The organism is Azotobacter salinestris (assembly GCF_009363155.1).
Lineage (GTDB): Bacteria > Pseudomonadota > Gammaproteobacteria > Pseudomonadales > Pseudomonadaceae > Azotobacter > Azotobacter salinestris.
Genome location: NZ_CP045302.1, coordinates 3,992,310 through 4,019,168, shown reverse-complemented (window position 1 = coordinate 4,019,168; position 26,859 = coordinate 3,992,310). Strand labels below are relative to the sequence as shown.

Genomic DNA, 26,859 nt, shown 5'->3' with positions numbered 1-26,859 from the left:
CTCCGGTTCAGGCCAGCCACAGCGCCACGTCCCGGACGATGAAATTGCCGGAATACAGCGGATGCGGTTCGCCGATGGCGTCCAGCTCGAAGTGGCGCTTCTGCTCCTCGGGCAGACCTTCATAGCCGCCGATCACCTGGTACAGCCAGCTTTCCGCATCCCAGGGAAGGTGGTGCCGATCCCGGTATTCCAGGGCCGAGAGCCGCTCGCCACTGTCGATGACCCTGCAGAAATAGGCCTCGACGGCTTCGCGGATCGGGTTGCCCTGCACCTCGAAGGCCTCCACCTCGCCGAGGATCAGCTCGCCGGCCTCGCCCGGCGGCGGCGCGAAGCGGTCCGGCGGCTGCAGGGCGCGGATCTGCGCCACCAACGCCAGCAGGTCGGCTTCGTGCTGCGGGCTGTGGATGTCCAGCGCCGCCGGCGCCAGCACGGGTGCCGCCAGGTTGAACAGCTGCGGCACGTTCGGGTGGGCGGCGTGGTTGCCCACCCGATAGTCCGGCTGCTGCTCCATGTGCAGCAGCCAGCCCTTGAGCAGGCGGGTGCGGCCGCGGATCTGCCGGAAGCGGCCGAGCAGCTCCAGCAGGCGTCCCTGGACCACGCTCAGCTCCTGGGCGCAGGCACTGACCGTGCGCTGCAGGCTGGTGACCAGCAGACGGCGCAGCTCGCGCAGGTCGCCGGCGGTCTCCGCCAGCTCCTCGAAGCTGATCATCTCCAGCCCGGCGAGCAGCTCGCTCACCTGGGACTGGGCCAGTTCGTTCTCGCGGATCTTCGCGTTGAGGGTACCGACGTAGCCGAACTCGTTGTTCAGCCGGCTCCACAGTACGCGGATGCTGTGGCTCAGGGTCTCGCCGAAGGCGTAGACGTGCTCCTTGAGGTCGCCCAGGTAGGCGTCCGCCGCGGCGTAGTCGCCCTGGTGGCGGGCCTCCTTGTAGTGGGCGGCGAGGGTCTTGAAGGTGGCCAGCGCGGAGCCGGTGTTGGCATCGATCTGCCGGTTGCGGTCGTCGCGCAGGGCCTCCTCCAGCAGGGCGCGCACCGCCCGGCGCAGGTGCAGGTCGGCGCCGGGCTCGGGCCGGTAGAGGATGCCGTCCTTGACCAGCCGCTCCTCGACCGCCGGCTCCAGCGCCTGGTCCGGCACCGAGCCGGACAGGTAGGCGGCCATGATCGGCTCGGCGTGCCGGCCCAGCTGGCGCAGGAAGCGCACCCCGGCCTGATGCAGGTTGCCGCTCATATGAGCTGCCCCTGGCTGGCGCTTTCCGCGCGGCCTTCGAGGTCCAGGCCCTCGGTCTCGTCGATGAAGCGGATCACCTCGTACAGGTAGTCCAGCTTGCCGGTGGCCAGGTAGATCTGCTTGTCCGGATTGGGGCGGGTCAGGTAGCCCAGCTCGCACAGGCGCTTGAAGACCTGCTTGATCTGCCCGTCGACGCTGGCGCTGGTGGAGCCGAACAGCCGGTAGTGGCTGATCCGCGCCAGTTGCTCGCGGAACGCCGGGGTGTCCTCGACGATGCCCTGCAGCTCGTTGAGGCGCACCGGCGTGCCCTCGGTCAGCGGCGCATCCTGGGCGCCGGCCTCCTGCACCAGCACCAGCCACTCGACCAGCGGCGTCAGGGCGTTGCAGATGTCGCGGAACTGCTGGCCGATGACCTTGCGCTCGTCCTCGCCGAGCTGCCGGTAGCCGCAGAAGAACACCTCGCCGTCGGCATTGGCGCCGACCTGGGCGACCATGCGGTTGAGCTGGGCGAGGTAGTCGTCCACCTGGGCGCGGTTGGCGGCGTTCTTCAGGAAGCGCCAGCCGTCCTCGTCGGTGGTGCGGCAGATGAAGTCGCCCTTGAGCAGGCGCTCGATGACCTGTCCTTTCGTCGAGAGCATTTACAGCGCCTCCTCGGTGTGCAGTTTCTTCAGCCTCTCGGCGATCGCGTCCGGGCGCGGCTTGACCATCTGCAGCTGGCGCGTCTGCTTGTTGACGATGTAGCGGTTGGCGAACAGCGCCAGCACCTCGGAGTCCGGGTTGGGGAAGGCGCCGAGCACGCGGATGTTGTTGTTGCGGCAGGCCTCGAAGATCTTCTTCACGTTGTTGTGGTGCAGGGTCCCCAGCTCGTCGATCGGCCAGTGGATGGTCGCCGGCGACGGGCCGCGCAGCAGGCGGGTGAAGGCCAGGAGGAACTTGCAGAGGATCAGGTAGGCCATGCCGTGGCTGGAGGACTCGTTGAGCTGGCGGTCGGTGCGGATCACCAGGTCGCTGTTGCCCTCGCGCAGGCGCAGCTCGATCTCCAGCAGCCCCGCGATGCCGCCGGAAAGCGCCGAGCGGCCGATGATGTCCAGCGCCCGGCGCATGCTGCTGGTGTAGTCCTCGCCGGGCAGCTCGCTGAAGCCGGCCTCGCGCCAGTCGCGGAAGGCCTTGATGAAGGCCTTGAGTTCCGGCCAGAACTCCAGCTCGCTGATCCGCGAGCGGATGCGCACCGCCGAGTCGGAGACACCCTCGAGGAACAGTTCCTCGCTCACCTCGCGGGTGATCCGCGCGCTCTGCGAGGCGATGCGCCGGTCGATGTCGGCCAGCACGTCGTAGTAGTTGTTGAGGTCGATGCCGAAGATCTTGCCCTGCTCGCGCAGGGCGGTGAGGCTCTGCGGCACCATCACGTTGAGCAACTGCTCCAGGTGCGGCACCAGCCGGCGGTAGTCCAGGCTCGGGATGCCGCGGTCGCTGACCAGGGTGCACTCCTCGCGGCTGCGCTCCCAGGTTTCCGCCAGGCTGGAGCCGGACTGGCCGGCGATCACGCTGTCGAAGTGCTCCACATGGCCCCTGATCGCCGAGAGCATCTGCTCGCGGCCGTGCAGCAGCTCCTCGCCCAGGCGCAGGCGCTCGTCCAGCTCGCCGGCGGCGGGCTCGCCCTCGCGCGGCAGCTTCAGCTCGCCCAGGCGGCGCAGCAGGGATTTCAGGCGGGCCAGCGCCTCGTCGAGGGCGCCCTTCTCCTGCAGGGCCTGCTGGCGGGCCTCCTCCAGCCGGCTGCGTTCGGCCTTGTAGTCGGCCGAGGCGCTCTTCAGCTGCTGGTCCAGGCTGCTCGCCCGGCTGCGGCTCTCGCCGAGCTCGCCCTGCAGCCTGGGCTTGCGCAGCAGCCAGCTGTGCCGGTACCAGTCGTCGTAGCGCAGCACCTCGGAGCGGCGCTGCTCGGTGCGCTGGATTCTCTGCTCCAGGCTGCGGATCTGCTGCTTGAGCGCGACGATGGCGTTCTCGTCGACGCCGCGGGACTTGAGCTCGGCCCTGTACCAGCGCTCGCACTCGTCGAGTTCGGCCCTGGCCTTGCCGCGGCGCTCGTCGGCGGCCGACTTGAGCTGCTGGATCTGGGCATCGAGACTGCCGATGACCTGCTGCCAGTGGGCGGCCTTCTCCAGGCGGGCCTCGCCGTGCTGCTCCTTGAGCTCGGCCAGCCACTGGTCGCGCTCGCCGGCGAGCTGCTGCAGGGCGCCGCCGAGTTCGGCGAGCTGTTTCCTGGCCTTGAGCTTGCGCTCCTGCAGGGCGGCGTCGAGTTTGTCCTTCTGGGCTCGCCGCTCGTCCTTGAGGCGCTGGCGGTCGTCGCGGCGGTTCTGCAGTTCGGTGCGGGCGAACACCAGCTGGCGCTGCAGTTCGTCCAGCGCGGCGCCGGCCTCGACCAGCAGCTTTTCCGCCTCCTGCTGCTGGTTCTGCGCATCCTGTAGGGCATCCCTGGCGACCTGCAGGCGCTGGCGCAGCTCCTGCTCGCTGGCCGCGTGCTCGGGGGTGTCGATGGCGGCCAGGTCCAGGCGCACGCCGAACAGGCCGTCCGCGTCCGCCGCGCCGAGCGTCGGCTTGAGATCGGATCGCTGCAGCAGCGCCGGATGGATCACCTTGCCGAGGCGGCTCTCCCAGCCGGGCTGCTCGCGGCGGAGGAACTCCAGCAGGGTCTGGTGGCCGGGATAGAGCATCCGCTCTACATCGCTCAGCTGCTCCTGGCGCTCGACCACCCGCCGGCTGGTCAGCGAGAAGGCCGTGTTGGCCTCGTCGCGCCGGCTGCGCAGCTGGCGCTCCTGCATTTCGAGTTGACGAACCCGGGCTTCGGCCGTCTCGGCGTCCTCATCGGCGCGCTCCAGGCGCTGGTCGAAGATCGTCAGGCTGCGGTTCTCTTCCTCGCTGTAACCGGCGCTGGCGATCTGCTGCTGCAGGCGGTTCTGCTCCAGCTGCAGCTGGTATTCGCGCTCGCGGAAGCCGTCCTGGCCCTGCTGGCGGCGCTGGTTGAAGCCCTGCTCCAGGCTGGCCAGCGCTTCTGCCTGCTGCTCGCGTTGCAGGGCGCGCTCCTCCTGCAGAGCCTCCTGCTGCTCGCGCAACTGCTCCAGGGCGGCCTCGCGCTGGTCCTTGATCGCCTGCTGGCGCTCCAGGTAGGCGCGCTCCACGTCCTGATGCTGCTCGGTCAGCAGGCGGTGGCGGGCCTGCAGGTTGTCCAGGTCGTCGCGCCAGGCGCCGACCTGCTCCAAGTCGGCCTTGGCCTGCTCGATGTCGGCATCGAGGAAGGCCTGATACTGGCTTTCGATCCGGTCCAGCTCGTCCTCGCTGCGCGCGATGTCGCCCCTGGCCGCGGAGAGGTCCAGGTTGAGGGCGTCGCGCTGGTCCTTCCAGCGCTCTTCCAGCTGGCGGAGCTGGAAGCCGGTCTGCTCGATGGTCGCGGCGTTCTCCTCCTGGCGCTGGTACAGGCGCGGCTCCTCGGTCCGGTAGCCCTGCAGCAGGCCGCCGAGGCGGCGCTCGCAGGCGAGCAGTTCCTGGTATTCGCGCTCGAGCTTGTCGAACTCCGGGCGGATGGCGTTGAAGCCCTGGATCAGCAGGCTCTCGCGGATCCATGCCTCGACCCGCTGCAGGTTGAGGTGGGAGGCCGGCGGACTGACGCCGTCCTCCTCGAGGATGGCGGCGATCATCGACTTGATGGTCTCCATCTTGCCTTCCCGGGAATGCACGGCCCTGGCCAGCTTCTCGATGTGGCGCAGGGAGTGCTCGGGGTCGCAGAGGGAGAACTGCCGGGCCCAGCTGCGCAGCTCGGCACGCTGGCCGTCGGCGGCGAGCAGGCCGCGGTCGTTCTGGATGATCGCGCGGAACTGCCGGGTGTTGAGCAGGGTGGTGGCGAAAATACCGGCCTGCTTCAGCTGGCGGCCCAGTTCGGTCATGCTCAGGCAGGTGATGGCATCGCCCTGGCGGCTCTTGATGTAGTCGTCGAGGACGAAGGCCTTCTGCACCAGGCGGTAGGCGACGCCCTTGCCGTCGGCGGCGGCGGCCAGCACGGCCTGGCAGAGCTGGCCGTCCATGCGCTGGTATTCGTAGACGATGAAGCTCTGCTCGGTGGGCAGGTACCAGCGCTCGAAGCTGTCGCGGGTGGCCGGCACCACGCGGCTCGGGTATTCGCCGTAGAACACCGGCACCAGCCGCTGCAGGGTGGTCTTGCCGGAGGCGTTGGTGCCGCAGATGTTGGTGTGGTCGTCCACGACCAATTCCACCACGCCCTGGAGGTGGGTGTTGATCAGGATGATGCGGTTCAGGCTGGGCATGCAGGACCTTCGGAAAAACGGTGGTGGCGGCTGAAAGAGGGGACAGGCAGTGTAGCGCCTGGAGGGAATTTGCGAAGGGCCGGGTTTTTCTCGGCGGGCCCCGCGACGGACGAAAGCCCTCGACGGGCTTTTTGTCCTGTGTTTAATGTTTCGCATCCATTCCGCGCGTTGCACTGTCGAACCCTGGATCCGTCAGGTTTCGCCTGCGGACCTCAAGAGCCCTCTCTGGAGAACCCGGCCATTTCCTCTTCACGCCCCCTGCACGACGACATGGCACCCGCTCCGGGCACCACGGGCACGCTGGAGAGGGATACGCTCATTCCCGAACCGGACATCCTGCCCGCCCTGCTCCAGCAGGCCATCAGGCAGGCGTTCAACGCCGTGCTGATCACCGACGCCCAGCCCGGCCCCTCGGGGCCGCGCATCCTGTACGCCAACCCGGCGTTCTGCCGGATGACCGGCTATGCCGTGGAAGAACTCCTCGGCAAGACGCCGCGCCTGCTGCAGGGGCCGCAGACCGATCCTGCGGTGCTCGAATCCCTGCGCGAGCACCTGCGCACGGGACGCCACTTCCGGAGCTCGACCGTCAACTACCGCAAGGACGGCACGCCCTACACGGTCGAATGGAGCATATCGCCCGTGCGCGACGAGGCGGGCACCATCACCCACTTCGTATCGGTGCAGCAGGACATCAGCGACCTGGTAGCCGCGCAGCACTCCAGCCAATTGCTGGTACGCGCACTCGACGTGGCGCAGGATGCGATCTTCATCACCAACGCGGAAGGCATGATCGAATTCGTCAACCAGGGCTTCGAGCTGGTCACCGGCTACAGCGCGGCCGAGGTGCAGGGCCGCACGCCGGCCCTGTTCAAGTCGGGCAAGCAGGACGAGGCGTTCTACCGCCGGCTGTGGCACGACCTGAAGAGCGGCCAGACGTTCCGGGCCACGGTGGCCAACCGGCACAAGGACGGCCGGCTGATCCACTGCGAGGAAACCGTCACGCCGATCCACGACCACCACGGCGAGGTCACCCACTTCGTCAGCATCATCAAGGATCTGACCGAGCGCGTGCAGGTCGAGCGGGAGCTGCGCCAGCAGGCCAGGCTGGACGGACTGACCGGCCTGCTGAACCGCCGCTCCGGCGAGCTGCAGCTGGAGAGGGCCCACCAGGCCGCGCGCGAGGGCTGCCAGTCCTTCTGCGTGATGCTGGCCGACATCGATCACTTCAAGGGCATCAACGACACCTGGGGACATCCGGCCGGCGATGCGGTCCTGCAGGCGGTCGCCGCCCTGCTGCAGTCCAGCGTACGGGCCACCGACAGCGTGGCGCGCTGGGGCGGCGAGGAATTCCTGCTGGTGCTGCCCTGCTGCGAAGTGGCGGCGGCGAACAAGCTGGCCGAACGCATCCGCGAGCGCCTGGACAGGACGCCACAGCCGGGCGTGGGTCGCATCACGCTGTCCATCGGCGTGGCTCAGGCACGGCAAGGCGAATCCCTGACGGACCTGGTCGAACGGGTGGACAAGGCCCTGTACCGGGCCAAGCAGGAAGGGCGCAACCGGGTGTGCGGCGCATAGCGGCGGGCGCCTGGCCCCGCGCCCTGCTCGGGGCCGCACCAGATGGAACAGGCCCGCCCCCGGGCCTTGGCCGATCGGCCGCCGCGCCTTCGAGCAGCGGCCGGCAGAAAGCCGACGTGGCATAATCCCTGCCCTCCTTCCCGACCACACGATACCCAGATGACAGACGGAACCCCGGTCCTCTACGGCATCAAGGCCTGCGACACCATGAAGAAGGCCCGCGCCTGGCTCGACGAGCAGGGCGTGGCCTACCGCTTCCACGACTACAAGAGCGCCGGCATCGACCGCGCGCAACTGGAGAAGTGGTGCGCCGAGCACGGCTGGCAGGTCGTGCTCAATCGCGCCGGCACCACCTTCCGCAAACTGGATGACACACAGAAGGCCGATCTTGATCAGGCCAGGGCCATCGAGCTGATGCTCGCCCAGCCCTCGATGATCAAGCGCCCGGTGCTCGACCTCGGCGCGCGCAGCCTGGTCGGCTTCAAGCCGGACCTCTATTCCGCCGCGCTGGCCTGAAGCCGGCGCCTCCACGAATCAGCAACAAGGAACACCCGCATGTCCACTACCCTGTTCAGCCTGGCCTTCGGCGTCGGCACCCAGAACCGCCAGGGCGCCTGGCTGGAAGTCTTCTACGCCCAGCCGCTGCTGCATCCGGCCGCCGAGCTGGTCGATGCGGTCAGCCCGATCCTCGGCTACGCCGGCGGCAACCAGGCGATCGCCCTCGACACCACCCAGGCCGCCGAGCTGGCCAAGGCATTGAAGAGCATCGATCCGGCCCAGTCCGCCCTGCTCACCCGCCTGGCCGAGTCCCAGAAGCCGCTGGTCGCCACCCTGCTGGCCGAAGACGCCGCCCTCACCTCCACTCCGGAGGCCTACCTCAAGCTGCACCTGCTCTCCCACCGGCTGGTCAAGCCGCACGGGCAGAACCTCGCCGGGATCTTCCCGCTGCTGCCCAACGTGGCCTGGACCAACCAGGGCGCCATCGACCTCGCCGAATTGCCGGCCCGCCAGCTGGAAGCGCGCCTGAAGGGCGAACTGCTGGAGGTCTTCTCGGTGGACAAGTTCCCGAAGATGACCGACTACGTGGTGCCGTCCGGGGTGCGCATCGCCGACAGCGCGCGCATCCGCCTGGGCGCCTACATCGGCGAGGGCACCACGGTGATGCACGAGGGCTTCGTCAACTTCAACGCCGGCACCGAAGGTCCGGGGATGATCGAGGGCCGCGTCTCGGCCGGCGTGTTCGTCGGCAAGGGCTCGGATCTGGGCGGCGGCTGCTCGACCATGGGCACCCTGTCCGGCGGCGGCAACATCGTGATCTCCGTGGGTGAGGGCTGCCTGATCGGCGCCAACGCCGGCATCGGCATCCCGCTGGGCGACCGCAACACCGTGGAGTCCGGCCTCTATGTCACCGCCGGCACCAAGGTCAACCTGCTCGACGAGCAGAACCAGCTGGTCAGGGTGGTCAAGGCCCGCGACCTGGCCGGCCAGCCGGACCTGCTGTTCCGCCGCAACTCGCAGACCGGCGCCGTGGAGTGCAAGACCCACAAGTCGGCCATCGAGCTGAACGAGGCGCTGCACGCCCACAACTGATCCGCAGCGCCCGAACGTAGGAGCCAGCCTGCTGGCGATGTGCCCGAGCGGTCTGGATCGCTAGCACGCTCGCTCCTACACTGGACTGCATCACTCCGACCAGTGATCGCCGGCGATCCTGCCGACTTCCCCCACTCACTACAGCAGCGCCGACCATGTCCCTCCCCTCCCCCTGGCGGGCCGACTTCCCGGCCTTCGCCGCCTTCGCCCGGGACGGCCAGACCTACCTGGACAGCGCCGCCACCGCGCAGAAGCCGCAGGCGATGCTGGACGCCCTGCTCGGCTACTACGCCGGCGGCGCGGCCAACGTGCACCGCGCCCAGCATGCCCCCGGCGAGCGCGCCACACGCGCCTTCGAGGACGCGCGGGCGAAGGTCGCCGCCTGGCTGAACGCCGAAAGCGCCAGCCAGATCGTCTTCACCGGTGGCGCCACCGAATCCCTCAACCTGCTCGCCTACGGCCTCGAGCACCTGTTCGTCGAGGGCGACGAGATCGTCGTCAGTGCCCTGGAGCACCACGCCAACCTGCTGCCCTGGCAGCAGCTGGCGCAACGCCGTGGCCTGGTGCTGCAGGTGCTGCCGCTGGATGCGGCCGGCGACATCGACCTCGAACAGGCCGGACGGCTGATCGGCCCGCGCACCCGGCTGCTCGCCGTCAGCCAGCTGTCCAACGTGTTCGGCCGCTGGCAGCCGCTCGAGACGCTGCTCGCCCTGGCCTGTGCCCGGGGCGTCCTGACGGTGGTCGACGGCGCCCAGGGCGCGGTCCACGGCCGCCACGACCTGCAGGCGCTGGATTGCGACTTCTACGTGTTCTCCGCGCACAAGCTCTACGGCCCGGACGGCCTCGGCGTGCTCTACGGCCGCCCGCAGGCGCTGGAGCGGCTGCGTCACTGGCAGTTCGGCGGCGAGATGGTCCAGCAGGCCGACTACCTGGAGGCACGCTTCCGTCCGGCACCGCTCGGCTTCGAGGCCGGCACCCCGGCGATCGGCGCGGCCATCGCCTTCGGCGCCACCCTGGACTACCTGCAAAGCCTGGACGGCGCGGCGGTCGCCGCCCACGAGGCGGCCCTGCACGCGCGCCTGCTCGCCGGGCTGCGCACCGTCGATGGCCTGCACCTGCTCGCCGAGCCGCACACCGCGCTGGCCAGCTTCGTGATCGAGGGGGTGCACAACGCCGACCTGTCCCACCTGCTCGCCGAGCAGGGCATCGCCGTGCGCGCCGGTCAGCACTGCGCCATGCCGCTGCTGCGCCGCCTCGGCCTGCCCGGCGCACTGCGCGTGTCGCTGGGACTGTACAGCGACGGCGATGACCTCGAGCGCCTCTTCGCCGCCCTTCGACATGCCCTGGAGCTGCTGCGATGAACCTGCCCGCCACCGCCCGCGAGGCCCTGGAGGCCTTCGCCCAGTGCCCCGGCTGGGAGCAGCGCGCGCGCCTGCTGCTGCAGTGGGGCGAACGCCTGCAGCCGCTGACGGAGCAAGAGCGCTGCCCGGCCAACCTCGTGCAGGGTTGCGAGAGCCAAGTCTGGCTGCTCGGCGAGCAGCGGGATGGCCACTGGCATTTCCGCGCCGGCAGCGATGCACGGCTGCTGCGCGGCCTGCTGGCGGTGCTGCTGGCACGGGTCGATGGCCTCAGCGCGACAGAAGTGCAGGCCGTGGATCTGGCCGACTGGTTCGCCCGCCTCGGCCTGTCGCGCCAGCTCTCGCCGTCGCGCAGCAACGGCCTGAACGCCGTGCTGCAGCGGATGCGCGAACTGGCTGCGCCGGGTTAGGGTTTCCGTTCGAGCCGGCCGGTCGGCGCCAGCCAGTGGGCGGCATCGCGCTCCAGCCACAGGCGCGCCGGCGCAGCGTCGCGCACCCGGGCGTCGAGGAAGGCCAGGCTGAGGCTCAGCAGGCTGGCCATCTGGCGCGGATCGACGCGCTCCTCCATGCCTTGGCCATGTCCCAGCCGGCCGGAACCGCCGGGACCACCGCCCGGAGCGCCGCCTCCTGCCGGCCGACCCTGCGGCGGACGTCCAGCCTCCCGCCCGCCGCCCAGCCCCGACATATCCTCGAACGAGCCGCTCAGCAGCCGATGACTGGCCTCGCCGGCGATCAGCTGGTAGCTGCCGGGCACCTGCAGCTCCTGCCAGAGCCGTTGGCGGCGGCTCGGCGGCTCGCCCCAGCCGAAGGGGTCCTCGTCGCGCGGCCCGGTGAGCGCCAGCAGCGGCGTGCCGATGCGCCCGAAGCGCCCATCCTCGCGCACCTCGGCCACGTAGGGACTGAGCAGGATCGCCGCCTTCGGCTGCCAGCCGGGCCGCGCCGCCTCCCCGCTAGCACGCTCGCCGGCCAGCGCGGCGGCGGCCTGCGCGCCGAGGTCGAAGCCGGCCACCGTCAGCGTCTGCCAGTCGACGCCAGCCAGACTCGGCTCGCCGGCCTGGGCGCGGCTGCGCAGCTCCGCCAGTACCTGCTCGAGCACGGCGATGCGTGCCGCCAGGGCCTTGTCGGCAAAGCTCTTCTGCGCCAGGGAGCGGAATACCCCGGCCTGCGCCTCGGGGCTGGAATGGATCGCCCGCCCGTACTGCCGGGGCTGCACCGCGAGTACCGCATAGCCGGCCTCGGCCCAGGCCCGTCGCCACTGGGCGCCGCCCCGGCTGCCCTCGCCGAGCCCGGGCAGGAGAGGATCAGCGGCGCGCCCCGGGCCTGCTCCGGGGCCATCCAACTGACCTCGACCGCCTGTCCGGCCACCTGCAACTCGCCGTCCCAGCCGCGCACCGGCAGCCGCGCGAGCGGCCGGTAGGCACCCTCCAAGTGCTGCTCATGACTCCTGCCGGGCGCACCGGGGGGCTCGGGCCGGCCAACGCAGGCGGCCAGTGCGGTGCCCACGGCAAGTGGCAGGAAATGGCGCAAGAGCATGGATTTCGGCATGCGCACGGCCCCCGGAACGATCGGAACGGCCGTCGATGCTGCCAGCCGGAACGGCAGGCGGGGGTCAGGATTCGGTAAGCGTCGGGTAAAGAATCCCGGCCCCTCCTCAGGCGGAAGGTGCGCGCCGCTCCGCCGGCCGCCGCGCGCCGGCCACCAGCTTGTCCACCGCACGCGCCGCGGCGGCCATGCCGAAGCTGGCGGTGACCATGGTCACCGCACCGAAGCCGCCGGCGCAGTCGAGCTTCACGCCCTCACCGACGAAGCCCTTGCTCTGGCACACCGTGCCGTCCGGCTTGGGATAGCGCAGCTGCTCGCTGGAGAACACGCAGGGCACGCCGTAGGTCCGCCCCGGCGTGCGCGAGAAGCCGTAGTCGCGGCGCAGGGTCGAGCGCACCTTGGCGGCCAGCGGGTCGTTGAAGGTCTTGTTCAAATCGCAAATCCGGATCTGCGTCGGGTCGATCTGCCCGCCGGCGCCACCGGTGGTGACGATGCCGATCTTGCGCCGCTTGCACCAGGCGATCAGCGCCGCCTTGGCCGCCACGCTGTCGATGCAGTCGATGACGAAGTCCAGATCCTCGGTGATCAGCGCGGCCATGGTCTCGCGGGTGACGAAATCGGCCACCGGATGCACCCGGCAGGCCGGATTGATGGCCCGGATGCGCTCGGCCATCGCCTCCACCTTGGGCCGGCCCACCGCCCCCCCCAGGGCATGGATCTGCCGGTTGGTATTGGTGATGCAGACGTCGTCCAGATCGAACAGGGAAACCTCGCCGACTCCGCTGCGCGCCAGCGCTTCCGCCGCCCAGGAGCCGACCCCGCCGATGCCGACCACCGCCACATGGGCGGCAGCCAGCCGGGACAGGCCGTCACGGCCGTACAGGCGGGCAATGCCGCCGAAACGCTGATCCTCTGTAGTCATTGACCCACCTCGCGAACAGGCGGGTATTATCGACGCTGGCGAGGCGGGATTGAAGCCTTCGCCGTGCTCCCGCGAGCAGCGCCCCGAACTTGCCTGCCCGGTCGTTGCCAAACGGCTGCAGGCTGCGCCGGCCCTGGCGTGGCGGGACAGACGGGAGCTATACAGGTCAGGGATGGCAAAGTAGGATGCGCCGACGGCGCTCGCCGGCTTCCCCAGCTCCACCCCTTGGAACCTGAATCAGTCATGTCATCGCATAAATTCGGACTCAACCTGGTGGTGGTCGTGGCGGTCGCTGCGCTCTTCACCGGCTTCTGGGCGCTCTACAACCTGCCAGTCAGCGCACCGGACTGGCCCGAGCAGATTTCCGGCTACTCCTTCTCACCGTTCCGCCCGGGGCAGAACCCCCAGGAAAACGTCTACCCGAGCGACGATGAAGTCCGCGCCGACATGGAGCTGCTCAGCCGGCAGACCGACAGCATCCGCACCTACTCGGTGGACGGCGCCCTGGCCAACGTGCCGCGCCTGGCCGAGGAGCTCGGCCTGCGCGTGACCCTGGGCATCTGGATCAGCGAGGATATCGAGCGCAACGAGCGGGAGATCGCCAGGGCCATCGAACTGGCCAGGAACTCACGCAGCGTGGTGCGCGTGGTGGTCGGCAACGAGGCGCTGTACCGCAGCGAGATCAGCGTGGATGCGCTGATCGCCTACATCGACCGGGTCCGCTCCGCGGTCAAGGTGCCGGTGACCACCTCCGAGCAGTGGCACATCTGGCAGGAATACCCCGAACTGGGCCGCCACGTCGACCTGATCGCCGCGCACATCCTGCCCTACTGGGAATTCGTGCCGATGGAGGACTCCGTCCAGTTCGTCCTCGACCGCGCCCGCGACCTGAAGAAGCTGTTCCCGAGAAAGCCGCTGCTGCTCTCGGAAGTCGGCTGGCCGAGCAACGGCCGCACCCGCGGTGGCGCCGAGGCCTCCCAGATCGACCAGGCGATCTACCTGCGCACCCTGGTCAACACCCTGAACGCCCAGGGCTACAACTACTTCGTCATCGAGGCCTTCGACCAGCCCTGGAAGATCGACGACGAGGGCTCGGTCGGCGCCTACTGGGGCGTCTACAACTTCGAGCGCCAGCCCAAGTTCGCCTTCGAGGGACCGGTGGTAGCCATTCCCCAGTGGCGCCTGCTGGCGGTCGGCTCGGTGGTCCTCGCCCTGCTGGCCCTGGCCCTGCTGCTGATCGACAGCAGCGCGTTGCGCCAGCGCGGCCGCACCTTCCTGACCTTCGTCGCCTTCGCCTGCGGCTCGATCCTGGTGTGGATCGCCTACGACTACAGCCAGCAGTACAGCACCTGGTTCAGCCTCACCGTCGGCTTCCTCCTCGCCCTCGGCGCACTCGGCGTGTTCATCGTGCTGCTCACCGAGGCCCACGAACTGGCCGAGACGGTGTGGATGTACAACCGCCGCCGGCCGTTCCCGCCGGTCACCGGCGACGACGCCTACCGGCCCAAGGTGTCGATCCACGTGCCCTGCTACAACGAGCCGCCGGAGATGGTCAAGCAGACCCTCGACGCCCTCGCCCGTCTGGACTATCCGGACTATGAAGTGCTGGTGATCGACAACAACACCAAGGACCCGGCGGTCTGGCAGCCCCTCGAGGAGCACTGCGCGCGCCTCGGCCCGCGCTTCAAGTTCTTCCACGTCGCGCCGCTGGCCGGCTTCAAGGGTGGCGCGCTGAACTATGTGATGCAGCACACCGCACCGGATGCCGAGGTGATCGCGGTGATCGACTCCGACTACTGCGTCGAGCGCGACTGGCTCAAGCACATGGTGCCGCACTTCGCCGATCCGAAGATCGCCGTGGTGCAGTCGCCGCAGGACTACCGCGACGACCGGGAAAGCGCCTTCAAGAAGCTCTGCTACGCCGAATACAAGGGCTTCTTCCATATCGGCATGATCACCCGCAACGACCGCGATGCGATCATCCAGCACGGCACCATGACCATGACCCGCCGCTCGGTGCTGGACGAGCTGGGCTGGGCCGACTGGTGCATCACCGAGGACGCCGAGCTGGGCCTGCGGGTGTTCGAGAAGGGCCTCTCGGCCGCCTACTCGGAACGCAGCTACGGCAAGGGTCTGATGCCCGACACCTTCATCGACTTCAAGAAGCAGCGTTTCCGCTGGGCCTACGGCGCCATCCAGATCATGAAGCGCCACACCCGCAGCCTGCTGTGGGGCAGGGATACCGAGCTGACCCGCGGCCAGCGCTACCACTTCCTGGCCGGTTGGCTGCCGTGGATCGCCGACGGGCTGAACATCTTCTTCACCCTCGGCGCCCTGCTGTGGTCGGCGGCGATGATCATCGTGCCGCACCGGGTCGATCCGCCGCTGATGATCTTCGCCATTCCGCCGCTGGCGCTGTTCGCCTTCAAGGTCGGCAAGATCCTGTTCCTCTACCGCCGCGCGGTGGGCGTCAATCTCAAGGACGCCTTCTATGCCGCGATCGCCGGCCTGGCGCTGTCGCACACCATCGCCAAGGCGGTGCTCTATGGCTTCTTCACCAGCAGCATCCCGTTCTTCCGCACGCCGAAGATGGCGAGCAGCCACGGTTTCCTGGTGGCGCTGGCGGAGGCCCGCGAGGAAGTCGTGATCATGCTCGTGCTGTGGGGCGCCGCAGCCGGCATCGCCCTGGTGCAGGGCTTCCCGAGCAACGACGTGATCTTCTGGGTGGTGGTCCTGCTGATCCAGTCGCTGCCCTACCTGGCGGCACTGATCATGGCCCTGCTGTCGTCTCTGCCGAAGAAGGTCCAGGAAGCCCCGCTCGCCGAGGCCGCCTGAGGCCGGGCATCGCTGCCGGGGGCATCCCCGGCAGCGATGCGGCCTTCTCTCATTCCCCAAAGCCGCTGCAGCCCGCCAGCGGCTTTTGCCGTAAAATGGCGCCCTTTTCCCGCCGCTCCGGAGCTGCAATGACTGCCCCAGCCCTCTCCCCGACCCTGGCGCTCGCCTGCGAGCTGATCAACCGTCCCTCGGTCACGCCGCTGGACGAAGGCTGCCAGGCGCTGATGATGGCCCGCCTGGACGCTGCCGGTTTCGCCCTGGAGCCGATGCGCATCGAGGACGTGGAGAACTTCTGGGCCCGTCGCGACGGCGGTACGGGCGAGGGCCCGGTGCTGTGCTTCGCCGGCCATACCGACGTGGTACCGACCGGCCCGCACGACGCCTGGCAGACCCCGCCCTTCACCGCCACCCTCGATGCGGACGGCATGCTCCGCGGACGCGGCGCGGCGGACATGAAGGGCAGCCTGGCGGCCATGCTGGTCGCAGTGGAGCGCTTCGTCGCCGATCATCCGCGCCATCGCGGGGCAATCGCCTTCCTGATCACCAGTGACGAGGAGGGCCCGGCGCTGCACGGCACCCAGGCGGTGGTCGAGCGCCTGCGCGCGCGCGGCGAGCGCCTCGACTGGTGCATCGTCGGCGAGCCGTCGAGCAGCGAGACGCTCGGCGACGTGGTGAAGAACGGCCGGCGCGGCTCGCTCGGCGCGACCCTGAGGGTGCGCGGCAAGCAGGGCCACGTGGCCTACCCGCAGCTGGCCAAAAACCCCATCCACCTGGCCGCGCCGGCGCTCGCCGAGCTCGCCGCCGAGCACTGGGACGACGGCAACGCCTTCTTCCCGCCGACCAGCTTCCAGATCTCCAACATCAAGGCCGGCACCGGCGCCACCAATGTGATCCCCGGCGAGCTGCAGGTGCTGTTCAACTTCCGCTTCTCCACCGAGTCCACGGTGGAGGACCTGCAACAACGCGTCGCAGCGATCCTCGACCGCCATGGCCTGGACTGGCACATCGACTGGGCGCTGTCCGGCCTGCCCTTCCTCACCGAACCGGGCGAGCTGCTGTATGCCGTGTCGGCCAGCATCCGTGCGGTGACCGGCCGGGACACCACGCCCTCGACCAGCGGTGGCACCTCGGACGGACGCTTCATCGCTACCCTGGGCACCCAGGTGGTCGAGCTCGGTCCCCTCAACGCCACCATCCACCAGCTCGACGAGCGCATCCTGGCCAGCGACCTGGACCTGCTCACCGAGATCTACTACCAGACCCTGGTGCGGCTGCTGGCATGCTGATCTGTCCCCTCTGCCAAGGCGCGCTGCAACAGGACGGGCAAGGCGTCGCCTGCCCGGCCGGACACCGCTTCGACCGCGCCCGCCAGGGCTACCTGAACCTGTTGCCGGTGCAGCACAAGAAGAGCCGCGATCCCGGCGACAACCAGGCGATGGTCGAGGCGCGCCGGCGCTTCCTGGATGCCGGTCACTACGCCCCGCTGGCCCGGCGCCTGACCGAGCTGGCCGCCGAGCGCGCGCCGCGCCGCTGGCTGGACATCGGCTGCGGCGAGGGCTACTACACGGCACAGCTGGCCGAGGCCCTGCCCGCGGCCGACGGTTATGCCCTGGACATCTCCCGCGAGGCGGTCAAACGGGCCTGCCGCCGGGCTCCGCAGCTAACCTGGCTAGTGGCCAGCATGGCGCGGGTGCCGCTGGCCAACGCCAGCTGCGAGCTGCTGGCCAGCGTGTTCAGCCCGCTCGACTGGCAGGAGGCCCGGCGCCTGCTGGCCCCCGGCGGCGGTCTGCTGCGCATGGGACCGACCCGCGAGCACCTGCTGGAGCTGCGCGGCCTGCTGTATGACGAAGTACGCGAGTACGAGGATGCCAAGCACCTGTCGCTGATTCCGTCCGGCCTGCACCTGGCACACAGCGAAACGCTGAGCTACCGGCTGCGGCTGGACAACGCCGGGGATCGCGCCGACCTGCTGGCGATGACTCCGCACGGCTGGCGCGCCAATGCCGAGCGCCGTGTCGCGGTGATCGCCGCGCCCTTAGAGGTCACGATCGCCATACGCTACGATTGGATCGAACGAAGCTAGGGAACCCGCCATGCGCCAGCCCGATATCGAGATTTACCTGAAGGACGGCGATCAGCAGGCAGTCACCGACTGGCTGAACGCAACGATAGGCCCCTGCACGCCCTGGCGGCGCCAGGGCCAGACCTTCAAGTGCCAGGCCGCCAACGGCGCGCCCATCACCTGGCTGCCGAATGCGGTGGGCAAGTGGCACAGCCTGTTCATCGAAAGCGAGCAGACCCCCTGGGAGAATGACCTGGCCTTCGCGCGCGCTGCCTTCGCCGCACTGGGCGTGGAAATCCGCTGTGCACCGGGGGGCTGGCAGGAAGAGGAAGACATCGACGCCGCCGACCGCTGGATCAAGGTCAACAGCGAGGGCGAGCAGGAGTTCATCTGGCGGACCCACTGAGGGCCGGAATCATCGGCGAGCGCCGAGGACAGGAACAGACAGGCCCGTCGCTGACGGGCCTGTCAGGTCTTACACCTTGGAGACGTCTTCCGCCTGCAGGCCCTTCTGGCCCTGGATCACCGAAAACTCCACCTTCTGTCCCTCGATCAGGGAACGATGACCATCGCCGCGGATGGCGCGGTAATGGACGAACACGTCCGGGCCGCTCTCGCGCTGAATGAATCCATAGCCTTTGGCATCATTGAACCACTTGACGGTTCCGACCTCACGATCAGCCATTACCACTCTCTCCAAACATACAATTTTTGTTTGCCTTACCAGAGGCCGCAGAGGCCCGCGGACGTGCTCCAAACCCTCAAACATGCTCTAGGCCTGGGTGTTGAAGGCGCATCCCTGGAAGCACCGCTCGGGCAGTATAAAGCAACCGATCCGGCTGGAAAGGACTTTTTGTCGCAGGTATGCAAGCCCCTCAGGTCAATAAATCAGTCGAAAATCCGACTATTTTCGACTGATTTCAGCGTTTTCACCCGCGCCAGCAGCGATAACCACATATCTTGTAAGCGATTTATCCCCTCAGACCCGTCGCCGACGACGCCACAGCCAGACCGCCAGCACCCCCAGGGTCAACAGCATCGGCACCAGGGCGATGTTGAGGAACTTGAGGGTGCGCCCGAGCGCCTCGATGTCGGCGTTGAGCTGGTAGCGCACCTCGCGCAGCTCCTTGCGGATGCGCAGCTTCTCCTGCATGAACTGCTGCAGCGTGGCCTGCTGCTCGGGACTCAGCTCCAGGGCCTTGCCCGGCTCCTCGCTCTGCTGCAGGGCAGCGAGCTGCTGTTCGGTCTGGGCCAGGCGCTGCTGCAGCATCTCCTCCTTCTCGCGGAAGCGCGCCTCGGCTTCGCGCTGCAGCGCCTCGACCACCACGAACGGACGGCTGAAGCGGCCGCGCGAACGTACCTCGATCAGCGCGTCGGAGCCGGCCAGGTTGTCCAGCGCGTTGATCGCGAAGCTGGCGTTGTCGGCGAACGGCTGCGAAATGCGCTGGCCGAAGAAGTCCTGCACCCGCACCCACATGCGGTCGCTGAGCAGGTCGCTGTCGGCGACCACGATCAGGTTGATGTTGTCGGCTCCCTTGAGTCCGTCCCGGCGCCCTTCGATGCCCTCCGGGTAGGCCGACCTGGCCGGCCCGCTGATCCGCGCGGCGAGGGTATAGCGTTCGCCGGTCGGCTGCAGGTCGCCGAGCAGGGCCTGCGGATCGTCGACGGCGGCGACCCGCTCGGCATCCAGCGGCATGGCGTAGACGGAGCTTTTGATCAGCGGCACGAAGCGGGTCGAGGCACCCTCCACGGGGTCGAGAATACCGGCGCTGGCGACGGTCAGGGTTTCCAGTCCGGCGGTGCTGACATCCTGCTCGTCCAGTGCCGCGGGCGGCAGGCTCAGCCAGGCGGGATGACGCACTGCCCGCTGTCCCTGATCGACGCTCACGGCCATGGCGTAGGCAGCGTCGCCGAGCACCTCGCCGGGGCGCAGGCGCAGGCCCCAGGCCTTGAACAGCGGCTCCAGGTCGGAGGCCCGACCGCTGCCCATCTCGCCGGACAGGCTCATGCCGGTGTCGCTCTCGGCGAGCGGATCGACGAAGGCCAGCAGCTTGCCGCCGCGCAGCACGAACTGGTCGATGGCGTAGAGGGTCTGTTCCGGCAACTGCCTCGGATGCACCAGCAGCAGCACCGAGACCTCCTCGGGAATCTGGTCGATGCCGGCCTCCAGGCTCTCGATGTGGAACAGCTGGCGGATTTCCTCGAGCACCATCCAGGGCGGCATCGGCTGCCCGGCCAGCATGTCGAAGCCACCGCCGAGCTGCAGCCCGGAAAGCACCCCGACCACCGGCAGTTCGGGATGCGCCAGGCTCTGCACCAGGCGGCTGATCTCGTATTCGAGGAACTCCTCGCGGTCGAGGGGAAAGAACGGGATCGCATGGGTGTTGCCCGCCGGATTGCGGCCGGCCAGGCCGAAGTAGATCTGCTCGCCGCCCTGGTTCAGCGGCACCGCCTGCAGGCCGAACTCGGCCGCGCGGTCCTCGTCCTCGGAGAACGGCTCGGGATCGACGATGTGCAGGCGCAGCTTGCCGTCCGCGACCCGCTCGTAGGCCTTGAGCATCTCTTCGACGCGCCGGGCGTAGTTGCGCAGCGGCGCCAGCTCGCGGGTGGCCTGGTCGGAGTAGAAGAAGTACAGGTCGAGCGGCTGCTCCAACCCGGCGAGGACGCGCTCGGTGCCGGCGGACAGGGTGTAGAGCTTCTGCTCGGTGAGGTCCAGGCGAGCATTGCCCAGCAACTGGCCGGAGAGGATGTTGAAGGCGAGGAACGCTGCGGCGATGAACAGCAGCCCGGCGCCGGAATGCAGGATCTTCTTCATGTCAGTCGGCCTTCTTCAGATCGATCACCACGGCGGTGGCAGCCAGCCAGGCGGCGATCAGGGAGACGAAGTAGAGCAGGTCGCGCAGGTCGAGCACGCCCTTGCTGATCGCGTCGAAGCGCACCAGGAAGCTCAGCGAGGCCACCGCGTCGAGCAGCCACTGCGGCGCCCAGCCGGCGAAGGCGTCGAGCACCAGCGGGAAGCCGCTGACGACGAACAGAAAGCTCAGGCTGACGGCGAGGATGAAGGCGATCACCTGGTTCTTCGCCAGCGCCGACATGCACGAGCCGATCGCCAGGTAGGCGCCGGCCAGCAGCCAGCTGCCGAGGTAGCCGGTGAGGATCGCGCCGTTGTCCGGCTCGCCCAGATAGTTGACGGTGAGCACCAGGGGAAAGGTCAGCAGCAGGGCCAGGCCGGCGAACGCCCAGGCGGCGAGGAACTTGCCGGCGACCGCCTCGAAGCGGCTGATCGGCAGGGTCATCAGCAGCTCGATGGAGCCCGACTTGCGCTCCTCGGCCCAGAGGCGCATGGCGATGGCCGGCACCAGGAACAGGTAGAGCCAGGGATGGAAATTGAAGAAGGGCGCGAGACTCGCCTGGTTGCTCTCGAAGAAGCGGCCCAGGTAGAAGGTGAACACCCCGGAGAGGACCAGGAAGATCAGAATGAACACATAGGCCAGGGGCGTGGCGAAATAGCTGCCCAGCTCGCGCCTGAAGACCACCGGTAGCTGTCTCATGCCGCCTCCCCCCGGGTCAGGGCGCGGAACACCTCATCGAGGCGGCCGCGCTCCACGTCCAGCTCGCGCACCTTCCAGCCGCGCTGGTGGATCAGTGCATTGACCTGGGGAAAGATCACCTCTCCGGGCCTGGCCAGCACGGTGAGACTGCCCTCCTGGGGATTGCTCTCGACCCCGACGACGCCCGGCAGCGCCGCCAGCGCGTCCTGCTCCAGGCCCTCGCCGACCAGGGTCACCGCCTGGTGGTAGCGCGAGCGGCTTTCCAGCTCCAGCGGCGTACCGTCGGCCACCAGCCGGCCGGCGGCGATGATCAGCGCGCGGCTGCACACCGCCGCCACCTCCTCGAGGATATGGGTGGAGATGATGACGATGCGGTCGCGAGCCAGATCGCCGATCAACTGGCGCACCTGGTGCTTCTGGTTGGGATCGAGGCCGTCGGTCGGCTCGTCGAGGATCAGCACCGGGGGCTCGTGGAGGATCGCCTGGGCCAGACCGACCCGACGCTTGAAGCCCTTGGAGAGAGTGTCGATGGTCTGCCCGAGCACCCTCTCCAGCTCCAGCCGCTCGACCGCCACCGCGATCCGGCGCCGCTTCTCCGCACCGCGAAAGCCGCGTACCTCGGCGATGAAGCCGAGGAAGCCGGCCACGCGCATGTCGCCATAGCAGGGCGCACCCTCCGGCAGATAGCCGATCTGCCGCTGGGCCTGGAGGGTCTGGCGCCGGATGTCGAAGCCGAGGATGCGCGCGGTGCCGGAGGTCGGCGCGAGGAAGCCGGTGAGCATCTTCATGGTGGTGGACTTGCCGGCGCCGTTGGGGCCGAGAAAGCCCAGCACCTCCCCCGGCTGAACGCGGAAGGACAGATTGTCCACCGCGGTATGCTGCGCGAAGCGCCTGGTCAGGTTGTCTATCTCGATCATGGCCTCTCATCCGTGCAGTGAAGCCTTCCTGTCCGCCGACAGCCGTGCGCAGGAAGCGCCTCGTTCGATCCGTTGAAAAAGCCCGGCCTGTCCGGATCGGCTCGGTGCCGATGACCGCATGCAAGGGGCTTTCCCACGGCCGGTGGTGAATGCCGGCGGACTATAAGGAGTCCGCCGCCGGCATGGCAAGACACTGTCCAGCGCCGCGCCCTGCCCCTCCCGATCGCTCTGCCACGGGGCCACCGGCCGCTTCTCGAACGCCCGGATGTTCCGCCCCGCCCGCCTCGGCTAAGCTGGCCGCCCCTTTCTCGCACGGAATGCCATCATGCGTCGAATCGCCCCGCTGCTCGCCGGCCTCCTGCTGAGCGCCAACGTCTTCGCCCTCTCCCTCACCGATCTCACGCAACAGGACGCCAGTGGCGGACTCAAGGACGCGCTCAGCCAGGGCGCCCAGTTAGCCGTACGGCAACTGGGCCAGCCCGGCGGCTTCAGCAACGATCCCGCGGTGCGCATCGAGCTGCCGGGCCGCCTCGGCAAGATCGCCAAGACCATGAAAATGATGGGCATGGGCAGCCAGGTCGAGCAGTTGGAAGCCCGCATGAACCAGGCCGCCGAGGCCGCCGTGCCGCAGGCGCAGACCCTGCTGCTCGACGCCGTGCGCCGGATGACCGTGGCCGACGCCAAAGAGATCCTCGCCGGTCCGCAGGATGCGGCCACCCGGTACCTCGACCGCAGCAGCCGCGAGCAGATCCGCGCCCGATTCCAGCCCATCGTCAGGCAGGCGACCGACCAGGTCGGCCTGGCCCAGAAGTACAACGCCTTCGCCGCCCAGGCGGCGAGCTTCGGTGCGCTCGATGCGAAGAGCGCCAATCTTGAAGGCTACGTCACCGAGCAGGCGCTCGACGGGCTGTTCGAGGTGATTGCCGCAGAAGAAGCCAGAATTCGCGAAAATCCGGGCACCGCCGCCACCAGCCTGGCAAAGAGGGTGTTCGGCACGCTGTGATGAAGCGTCCTTACCCCTTCAGCGACTGCAGCGCATAGATATCGTAGCGGCTGGACTTGCCCTCCAGGCTGTACCCCGGCTTGCCCCCCTCGATGATCGGCGCCTTGCGCGGACGCTTGACCACCACCCGGTGGCTGGCCAGCGCCAGGGCGGCCTCAAGCAGGGCCGGCGCGTCCAGGTCGTCGCCGACCAGCGGGCGGAACAGGCGCATCTCCTTCTTCACCAGGGCGCTCTTGTCGCGGTGTGGGAACATCGGATCGAGGTAGATCACCTGCGGCGGCTCGCCCTGCCACTGGCGCATCCGCGCGATGGCATCGCCCTGCAGCAGGCGCATGCGCGCGACGATGGGGCCCACCTCCGGGCTCCGGGCGGCGCGGGCCAGGCCGTCCTCGAGCAGCGCGGCGATCAGCGGCTGGCGCTCGATCAAAGTCACCTCGCAGCCCAGGCAGGCGAGCACGAAGGCGTCGCGCCCCAGCCCGGCGGTGGCATCGAGCAGCCGAGGCCGCACGCCCGGCTGCACGCCGACCGCCTTGGCGATCATCTGTCCGCTGCCGCCGCCGAACAGCCGCCGGTGCGCCACTGCCCCCTCGACGAAGTCGACCCGCACCGGCCCGGGCGCCTGCGCTCCCAGTTCGGCCAGTTGCAGCCCCTGCTCGCCGAGCTGCAGGGCGAACTGCGCCTCGCCGTCGAGCGGCAGGCCCAGGCGCTCGGCCAGGGCCTGTGCCGTCTGATCAAATACCGGGTCCAGGGCCTCGACCCGAACGCATACCGCAGGGCTTTCGTCGATCATCACCACACGCTCGAAAAGGGCCGCAGCGGCGGCCGTCAACTCCAGGCCCGGCATTCTGCCAGAGTCGGAGCCATTCCCGGTGCTTCGGAAGGCTGAAGCCTCCGGTTCTAGCGGCAGAGCCGTCCCGGCCCCATGTCGACGTGCAGGTGGTCGCGGTGGGCGGCGTTGTAATCCGGGCCCAGAGCGACGTTGAAGAAGCGGCAAGCGGCATCGCGCACCAGGCGCAGAAAGCGTGCCGCCTCGTCATCGCCGCCCCAGTCGCGGGCCACGGTGATGCGCCGGCCGTCACCCAGGCGGAAACCGGCGATGTCCAGGGCATTGGCGCTGGCATGCTGGCTGCGCCTGGCACTGCGCGCGATGTTGCGGCAGGCGAAGCTGCCATAGTGATCGATGCGCACTACCGGCTGGCCGAACACCTGCCGGGCCGCAGGCTGCAGGCCATGGCGCTCGAACAGGGCATAGCCGACGGCGAGCGGGCAGGTGACCGTGAGGCTGGCATTGAAGGCGACCTCGGCGGAATACAAGCGCACGCTGTTCTCGATCGGGCAGTCGGGCGCCGGCCGGCTGTCAGCCAAGGCGGTGTAGCGCAGTGCGGAGCTGGCCAGCGCCGCGGCGCAGAGTGCGGGATCGTGCCGCAGACGCCACTGCTTGAAGGGGGTGAGCAGGTTCGGCGGGTCCCGCACATCCAGCGGCGCCCAGGGACTCCAGCGGGGCGGCACGGCCGGCCAGGCCTGCCAGCCGATCCAGACGATCCCTGCCAGCAGCGCACACATCAAGAGCCAGCGAACGAAGGGCATGTCCTTGAGGCAACGAACAGGCGGCTTGGTTGCACCTTAAAGCAGATCGAGCTGAGAACTCCCAACTGCTGGCGGGTCCGGCAGCAGCGGCAGTCCCGGCAGACGTGTCCTCAGTTGCTCATGAAAGCGCCGCGCCAGCTCGGGAGCCAGGAGGTTGTCCGGGGTGTGCAGAAAGACGTAGGGATGCCAGCCCTCCTCGATCCAGGCGGCGATCTTGTCCACCCAGGGCGCCATGAAGGGGTCATTGGCGGCGAGCACGGGATGGCCGATGAAGCGCACCTGCGGGAATGCGCTGAGGGCAGCCGGGCGCACCGGCAACCGCGGCTTCTTCGCCTGGGCGTGGCGCACCGCCGGCGTGTCGTCGTGGCAGCTGAACAGGGCCCGGGAATCCAGGCACAGGCGCTCGATGCCCCGGTCGCGCAGCAGGCGGTTCAGCGCCCGCTCCTCCTCGCCGCGCTGGAAGAAGGCCGGATGGCGGACCTCCACAGCCAGCGGCTTCTCGAAACAGGCGAGAAAGTCCGCCAGCTCGCCGAGGCGCGCCGGCCCGAAGCTGGCCGGCAGCTGCAGCCAGAACGGCGTGACCCGCTCGCCCAAGGGCGCCAGCAGCGCGACGAAGGCCTGGGTAGCCGATATCTGCTGACGCAGGTCGGCTGAATGACTGATGTCCCACGGCAGCTTCGCACAGAAGCGGAAATGCGCCGGCATGCGCTGCGCCCAGCGCTGCACGGTCGCCGCCGAAGGCTGGGCGTAGAAGGTGGTGTTGCCCTCGACCGCGTTGAACACCCGGGCATACAGTGCCAGGTAGTCGGACGCCGGTGTGCCGTCCGGGTAGAGACTGCCGCGCCAGGCCGCCTCGCTCCAGGAGGGACAGCCGAGGCAATAGGGCAGCATCATGGACCTACCGGGCGACCTTGGGGGTGGCGACCTTGTCGCGCAGGTAGACCGGCTGCGCCTGCTCGGCCGGCACGCCCTCGCCACGCAGCCAAGCGAAGCCGGCCAGGGTCAGCAGGTCCTGGGCATCGGGCAACAGGCCGGCGTCCCGGGCGACGGGCATGATCGGCATGCGCTCGGCGTAGGCCCAGCCGGTCCCGGCACCGAACCAGTCGCCGCTCGCCATACGCGGCAGCTCGACCTGCTCCGGCGGCAGTACCGCCTCGGCGCCGGCCAGGCGCATCTCGCCTTCCTCCAGGCGATAGCAGCCCCAGTAGACCTCGTCCATGCGCGCGTCGATGGCCGCAGCCACCTGCTCGGCGCCCTGCTCCCGATAGGCACGCTGGGCCAGCAGCGCCAGATTGGAGATCGGCAGCACCGGCCGCTCCAAGGCGAAGGCCAACCCCTGGACCACGCCGACGGCGATGCGCACCCCGGTGAAGGCGCCCGGTCCGCGGCCGAAGGCGATAGCGTCGACCGCCGAGAGGGCGATACCCGCCTCGCCCAGCAGCTCCTGCACCATGGGCAGCACGCGCTGCGCATGCAGCCGCGGAATCACCGCATAACGGCCGAATGCACGGCCTTCGTGCAGGAGGGCGACGGAACAGGCTTCGGTGGCGGTATCCAGGGCCAGCAGAGTGGTCATCGGGTCATCCGGGCGGCAGAAAAAGGACGAACATTATAAACATCCGTCCGGCCGGAGACCGAAAAGCAGACGGCCCGCACAGGGCGGGCCGTCGAGCGCAGGCGCGGCGAATCAGCCCAGGGCGGCCTGCACGCGCTCGGTGATCTCGCTCACCGAGCCGACGCCCTCGATGCGGGTATAGCGGGGCGTGCCGGTAGCCGCGGCGAGCTTCTGGTAGAAGTCAACCAGCGGCTTGGTCTGCGAATGGTAGAGCGCCAGGCGGTGACGCACGGTCTCTTCCTTGTCGTCCTCGCGCTGGATCAGATCCTCGCCGGTCTCGTCGTCCTTGCCGGGCACCTTCGGCGGGTTGTGCAGGACGTGGTAGACGCGCCCCGAGGCCGGATGCACGCGGCGGCCGGACATGCGCGAGACGATCTCCTCGTCATCCACGGCGATTTCAAGCACATGGTCGATGGTCACGCCGGCATCACGCAGGGCTTCGGCCTGGGGGATGGTGCGCGGGAAGCCGTCGAAGAGAAAGCCCCGGGCGCAGTCGGGCTCGGCGATACGCTCGCGGATCAGATCGATGATGATGTCATCGGAAACCAAGCCGCCGCTGTCCATCACGCCCTTGACCTTGAGCCCCAGCGGACTGCCGGCCTTGACTGCGGCACGCAGCATGTCGCCGGTGGAAATCTGCGGAATACCGAACTTCTCGGTAATGAAGCGGGCCTGGGTGCCTTTGCCGGCACCGGGCGCCCCCAGCAGGATCATGCGCATCGATGTAGCTCCTTGAGTGATTGTTAAAATCTTCGAATTAT

24 protein-coding genes are annotated in these 26,859 nt (G+C 68.8%); 10 read left to right on the top strand and 14 right to left on the bottom strand.

Going from position 1 to position 26,859, the window contains the following annotated elements:
- Positions 1-7 precede the first annotated feature (7 nt).
- From GCU53_RS18830 to GCU53_RS18820, 3 genes are read right to left on the bottom strand one after another with little or no spacing between them, the layout of a single operon-like run.
- Complete coding sequence (locus tag GCU53_RS18830; protein ID WP_152388959.1) at positions 8-1,228, bottom strand: phosphoenolpyruvate carboxylase; 1,221 nt, start codon at positions 1,226-1,228, stop codon at positions 8-10.
- Positions 1,225-1,866, bottom strand: coding sequence for a hypothetical protein (locus GCU53_RS18825; protein ID WP_152388958.1), 642 nt, complete (start codon positions 1,864-1,866; stop codon positions 1,225-1,227). Before GCU53_RS18825 ends, GCU53_RS18830 begins: the two co-directional genes overlap by 4 nt.
- Positions 1,867-5,541, bottom strand: coding sequence for an ATP-binding protein (locus GCU53_RS18820; RefSeq protein WP_152388957.1), 3,675 nt, complete (start codon positions 5,539-5,541; stop codon positions 1,867-1,869).
- A 270-nt stretch (positions 5,542-5,811) separates the two neighbouring features.
- Between GCU53_RS18820 and GCU53_RS18815 the strand changes: the two genes are divergently transcribed.
- The 5 genes from GCU53_RS18815 (at position 5,812) to GCU53_RS18795 (ending at position 10,474) form a co-directional block, all read left to right on the top strand.
- Positions 5,812-7,116 carry a sensor domain-containing diguanylate cyclase gene (locus GCU53_RS18815; RefSeq protein WP_152388956.1) on the top strand — a complete coding sequence of 435 codons (1,305 nt, stop codon included), beginning with the start codon at positions 5,812-5,814 and terminating at the stop codon, positions 7,114-7,116.
- Between the two features lie 159 nt (positions 7,117-7,275).
- A complete protein-coding gene (locus GCU53_RS18810; protein WP_152388955.1) occupies positions 7,276-7,632 on the top strand; it encodes an ArsC family reductase in 357 nt (118 codons plus the stop codon).
- 39 nt (positions 7,633-7,671) lie between these two features.
- Entirely contained in the window at positions 7,672-8,706 is a 1,035-nt protein-coding gene (gene dapD / locus GCU53_RS18805; protein ID WP_152388954.1) for a 2,3,4,5-tetrahydropyridine-2,6-dicarboxylate N-succinyltransferase, read from the top strand.
- Between the two features lie 155 nt (positions 8,707-8,861).
- Positions 8,862-10,067: an aminotransferase class V-fold PLP-dependent enzyme gene (locus GCU53_RS18800; RefSeq protein ID WP_152388953.1), complete on the top strand. Its 1,206-nt coding sequence runs from the start codon at positions 8,862-8,864 to the stop codon at positions 10,065-10,067.
- Complete coding sequence (locus GCU53_RS18795; protein WP_152388952.1) at positions 10,064-10,474, top strand: SufE family protein; 411 nt, start codon at positions 10,064-10,066, stop codon at positions 10,472-10,474. Before GCU53_RS18800 ends, GCU53_RS18795 begins: the two co-directional genes overlap by 4 nt.
- Here GCU53_RS18795 and GCU53_RS18790 read toward each other — a convergent pair.
- Positions 10,471-11,403, bottom strand: coding sequence for an alpha/beta hydrolase (locus tag GCU53_RS18790; protein WP_244306843.1), 933 nt, complete (start codon positions 11,401-11,403; stop codon positions 10,471-10,473). The genes GCU53_RS18795 and GCU53_RS18790 overlap by 4 nt on opposite strands.
- A 312-nt stretch (positions 11,404-11,715) precedes the next feature.
- Positions 11,716-12,528 carry a tRNA cyclic N6-threonylcarbamoyladenosine(37) synthase TcdA gene (tcdA, locus tag GCU53_RS18785; RefSeq protein ID WP_152388951.1) on the bottom strand — a complete coding sequence of 271 codons (813 nt, stop codon included), beginning with the start codon at positions 12,526-12,528 and terminating at the stop codon, positions 11,716-11,718.
- Between the two features lie 243 nt (positions 12,529-12,771).
- Between tcdA and GCU53_RS18780 the strand changes: the two genes are divergently transcribed.
- The 4 genes from GCU53_RS18780 (at position 12,772) to GCU53_RS18765 (ending at position 17,831) form a co-directional block, all read left to right on the top strand.
- Complete coding sequence (locus GCU53_RS18780; protein ID WP_152388950.1) at positions 12,772-15,363, top strand: glycosyltransferase; 2,592 nt, start codon at positions 12,772-12,774, stop codon at positions 15,361-15,363.
- Positions 15,364-15,491: 128 nt separating this feature from the next.
- Positions 15,492-16,649 carry a succinyl-diaminopimelate desuccinylase gene (dapE, locus tag GCU53_RS18775; RefSeq protein ID WP_152388949.1) on the top strand — a complete coding sequence of 386 codons (1,158 nt, stop codon included), beginning with the start codon at positions 15,492-15,494 and terminating at the stop codon, positions 16,647-16,649.
- On the top strand, positions 16,643-17,446 hold the full coding sequence (locus GCU53_RS18770; RefSeq protein ID WP_152388948.1) for a putative RNA methyltransferase: 804 nt from the start codon (positions 16,643-16,645) through the stop codon (positions 17,444-17,446). The genes dapE and GCU53_RS18770 overlap by 7 nt, the downstream gene beginning before the upstream one ends.
- A 10-nt stretch (positions 17,447-17,456) precedes the next feature.
- Positions 17,457-17,831, top strand: coding sequence for a hypothetical protein (locus GCU53_RS18765; protein ID WP_152388947.1), 375 nt, complete (start codon positions 17,457-17,459; stop codon positions 17,829-17,831).
- Positions 17,832-17,900: 69 nt separating this feature from the next.
- On the opposite strand, the gene GCU53_RS18760 is transcribed toward GCU53_RS18765, so the two are convergent.
- From GCU53_RS18760 to GCU53_RS18740, 4 genes are all read right to left on the bottom strand, one after another.
- Entirely contained in the window at positions 17,901-18,110 is a 210-nt protein-coding gene (locus GCU53_RS18760; protein ID WP_152388946.1) for a cold shock domain-containing protein, read from the bottom strand.
- Positions 18,111-18,404: 294 nt separating this feature from the next.
- The gene (locus GCU53_RS18750; protein WP_152388945.1) at positions 18,405-20,240 is read right to left on the bottom strand and encodes a GldG family protein; all 1,836 of its coding nucleotides are present in this window, start codon (positions 20,238-20,240) and stop codon (positions 18,405-18,407) included.
- A gap of 1 nt (position 20,241) precedes the next feature.
- Complete coding sequence (locus tag GCU53_RS18745) at positions 20,242-20,976, bottom strand: ABC transporter permease subunit (RefSeq protein WP_152388944.1); 735 nt, start codon at positions 20,974-20,976, stop codon at positions 20,242-20,244.
- A complete protein-coding gene (locus tag GCU53_RS18740) occupies positions 20,973-21,893 on the bottom strand; it encodes an ABC transporter ATP-binding protein (RefSeq protein ID WP_152388943.1) in 921 nt (306 codons plus the stop codon). Before GCU53_RS18740 ends, GCU53_RS18745 begins: the two co-directional genes overlap by 4 nt.
- Positions 21,894-22,218: 325 nt before the next feature.
- On the opposite strand from GCU53_RS18740, the gene GCU53_RS18735 reads away from it, so the two are divergent.
- Complete coding sequence (locus GCU53_RS18735; protein ID WP_152388942.1) at positions 22,219-22,896, top strand: DUF4197 domain-containing protein; 678 nt, start codon at positions 22,219-22,221, stop codon at positions 22,894-22,896.
- A gap of 10 nt (positions 22,897-22,906) precedes the next feature.
- On the opposite strand, the gene GCU53_RS18730 is transcribed toward GCU53_RS18735, so the two are convergent.
- The 5 genes from GCU53_RS18730 to adk form a co-directional block, all read right to left on the bottom strand.
- Complete coding sequence (locus tag GCU53_RS18730; protein WP_425278154.1) at positions 22,907-23,686, bottom strand: class I SAM-dependent methyltransferase; 780 nt, start codon at positions 23,684-23,686, stop codon at positions 22,907-22,909.
- A gap of 107 nt (positions 23,687-23,793) precedes the next feature.
- Positions 23,794-24,483, bottom strand: a complete 690-nt coding sequence (locus GCU53_RS18725) for an extensin-like domain-containing protein (protein ID WP_208845319.1) — start codon at positions 24,481-24,483, stop codon at positions 23,794-23,796.
- Between the two features lie 36 nt (positions 24,484-24,519).
- A complete protein-coding gene (locus tag GCU53_RS18720) occupies positions 24,520-25,377 on the bottom strand; it encodes a DUF72 domain-containing protein (protein WP_208845317.1) in 858 nt (285 codons plus the stop codon).
- A 4-nt stretch (positions 25,378-25,381) separates the two neighbouring features.
- The gene (gene tsaB, locus GCU53_RS18715; RefSeq protein ID WP_152388941.1) at positions 25,382-26,059 is read right to left on the bottom strand and encodes a tRNA (adenosine(37)-N6)-threonylcarbamoyltransferase complex dimerization subunit type 1 TsaB; all 678 of its coding nucleotides are present in this window, start codon (positions 26,057-26,059) and stop codon (positions 25,382-25,384) included.
- A 111-nt stretch (positions 26,060-26,170) separates the two neighbouring features.
- The gene (adk, locus tag GCU53_RS18710) at positions 26,171-26,818 is read right to left on the bottom strand and encodes an adenylate kinase (protein ID WP_152388940.1); all 648 of its coding nucleotides are present in this window, start codon (positions 26,816-26,818) and stop codon (positions 26,171-26,173) included.
- Positions 26,819-26,859: the final 41 nt, after the last annotated feature.

Coding starts and splice junctions, on each gene's coding strand:
- GCU53_RS18830 (WP_152388959.1), bottom strand. CDS start 1,228: ATGAGCGGCAACCTGCATCAGGCCGGGGTGCGCTTCCTGCGCCAGCTG.
- GCU53_RS18825 (WP_152388958.1), bottom strand. CDS start 1,866: ATGCTCTCGACGAAAGGACAGGTCATCGAGCGCCTGCTCAAGGGCGAC.
- GCU53_RS18820 (WP_152388957.1), bottom strand. CDS start 5,541: ATGCCCAGCCTGAACCGCATCATCCTGATCAACACCCACCTCCAGGGC.
- GCU53_RS18815 (WP_152388956.1), top strand. CDS start 5,812: ATGGCACCCGCTCCGGGCACCACGGGCACGCTGGAGAGGGATACGCTC.
- GCU53_RS18810 (WP_152388955.1), top strand. CDS start 7,276: ATGACAGACGGAACCCCGGTCCTCTACGGCATCAAGGCCTGCGACACC.
- dapD (WP_152388954.1), top strand. CDS start 7,672: ATGTCCACTACCCTGTTCAGCCTGGCCTTCGGCGTCGGCACCCAGAAC.
- GCU53_RS18800 (WP_152388953.1), top strand. CDS start 8,862: ATGTCCCTCCCCTCCCCCTGGCGGGCCGACTTCCCGGCCTTCGCCGCC.
- GCU53_RS18795 (WP_152388952.1), top strand. CDS start 10,064: ATGAACCTGCCCGCCACCGCCCGCGAGGCCCTGGAGGCCTTCGCCCAG.
- tcdA (WP_152388951.1), bottom strand. CDS start 12,528: ATGACTACAGAGGATCAGCGTTTCGGCGGCATTGCCCGCCTGTACGGC.
- GCU53_RS18780 (WP_152388950.1), top strand. CDS start 12,772: ATGTCATCGCATAAATTCGGACTCAACCTGGTGGTGGTCGTGGCGGTC.
- dapE (WP_152388949.1), top strand. CDS start 15,492: ATGACTGCCCCAGCCCTCTCCCCGACCCTGGCGCTCGCCTGCGAGCTG.
- GCU53_RS18770 (WP_152388948.1), top strand. CDS start 16,643: ATGCTGATCTGTCCCCTCTGCCAAGGCGCGCTGCAACAGGACGGGCAA.
- GCU53_RS18765 (WP_152388947.1), top strand. CDS start 17,457: ATGCGCCAGCCCGATATCGAGATTTACCTGAAGGACGGCGATCAGCAG.
- GCU53_RS18760 (WP_152388946.1), bottom strand. CDS start 18,110: ATGGCTGATCGTGAGGTCGGAACCGTCAAGTGGTTCAATGATGCCAAA.
- GCU53_RS18750 (WP_152388945.1), bottom strand. CDS start 20,240: ATGAAGAAGATCCTGCATTCCGGCGCCGGGCTGCTGTTCATCGCCGCA.
- GCU53_RS18745 (WP_152388944.1), bottom strand. CDS start 20,976: ATGAGACAGCTACCGGTGGTCTTCAGGCGCGAGCTGGGCAGCTATTTC.
- GCU53_RS18740 (WP_152388943.1), bottom strand. CDS start 21,893: ATGATCGAGATAGACAACCTGACCAGGCGCTTCGCGCAGCATACCGCG.
- GCU53_RS18735 (WP_152388942.1), top strand. CDS start 22,219: ATGCGTCGAATCGCCCCGCTGCTCGCCGGCCTCCTGCTGAGCGCCAAC.
- GCU53_RS18730 (WP_425278154.1), bottom strand. CDS start 23,686: ATGATCGACGAAAGCCCTGCGGTATGCGTTCGGGTCGAGGCCCTGGAC.
- GCU53_RS18725 (WP_208845319.1), bottom strand. CDS start 24,483: ATGCCCTTCGTTCGCTGGCTCTTGATGTGTGCGCTGCTGGCAGGGATC.
- GCU53_RS18720 (WP_208845317.1), bottom strand. CDS start 25,377: ATGATGCTGCCCTATTGCCTCGGCTGTCCCTCCTGGAGCGAGGCGGCC.
- tsaB (WP_152388941.1), bottom strand. CDS start 26,059: ATGACCACTCTGCTGGCCCTGGATACCGCCACCGAAGCCTGTTCCGTC.
- adk (WP_152388940.1), bottom strand. CDS start 26,818: ATGCGCATGATCCTGCTGGGGGCGCCCGGTGCCGGCAAAGGCACCCAG.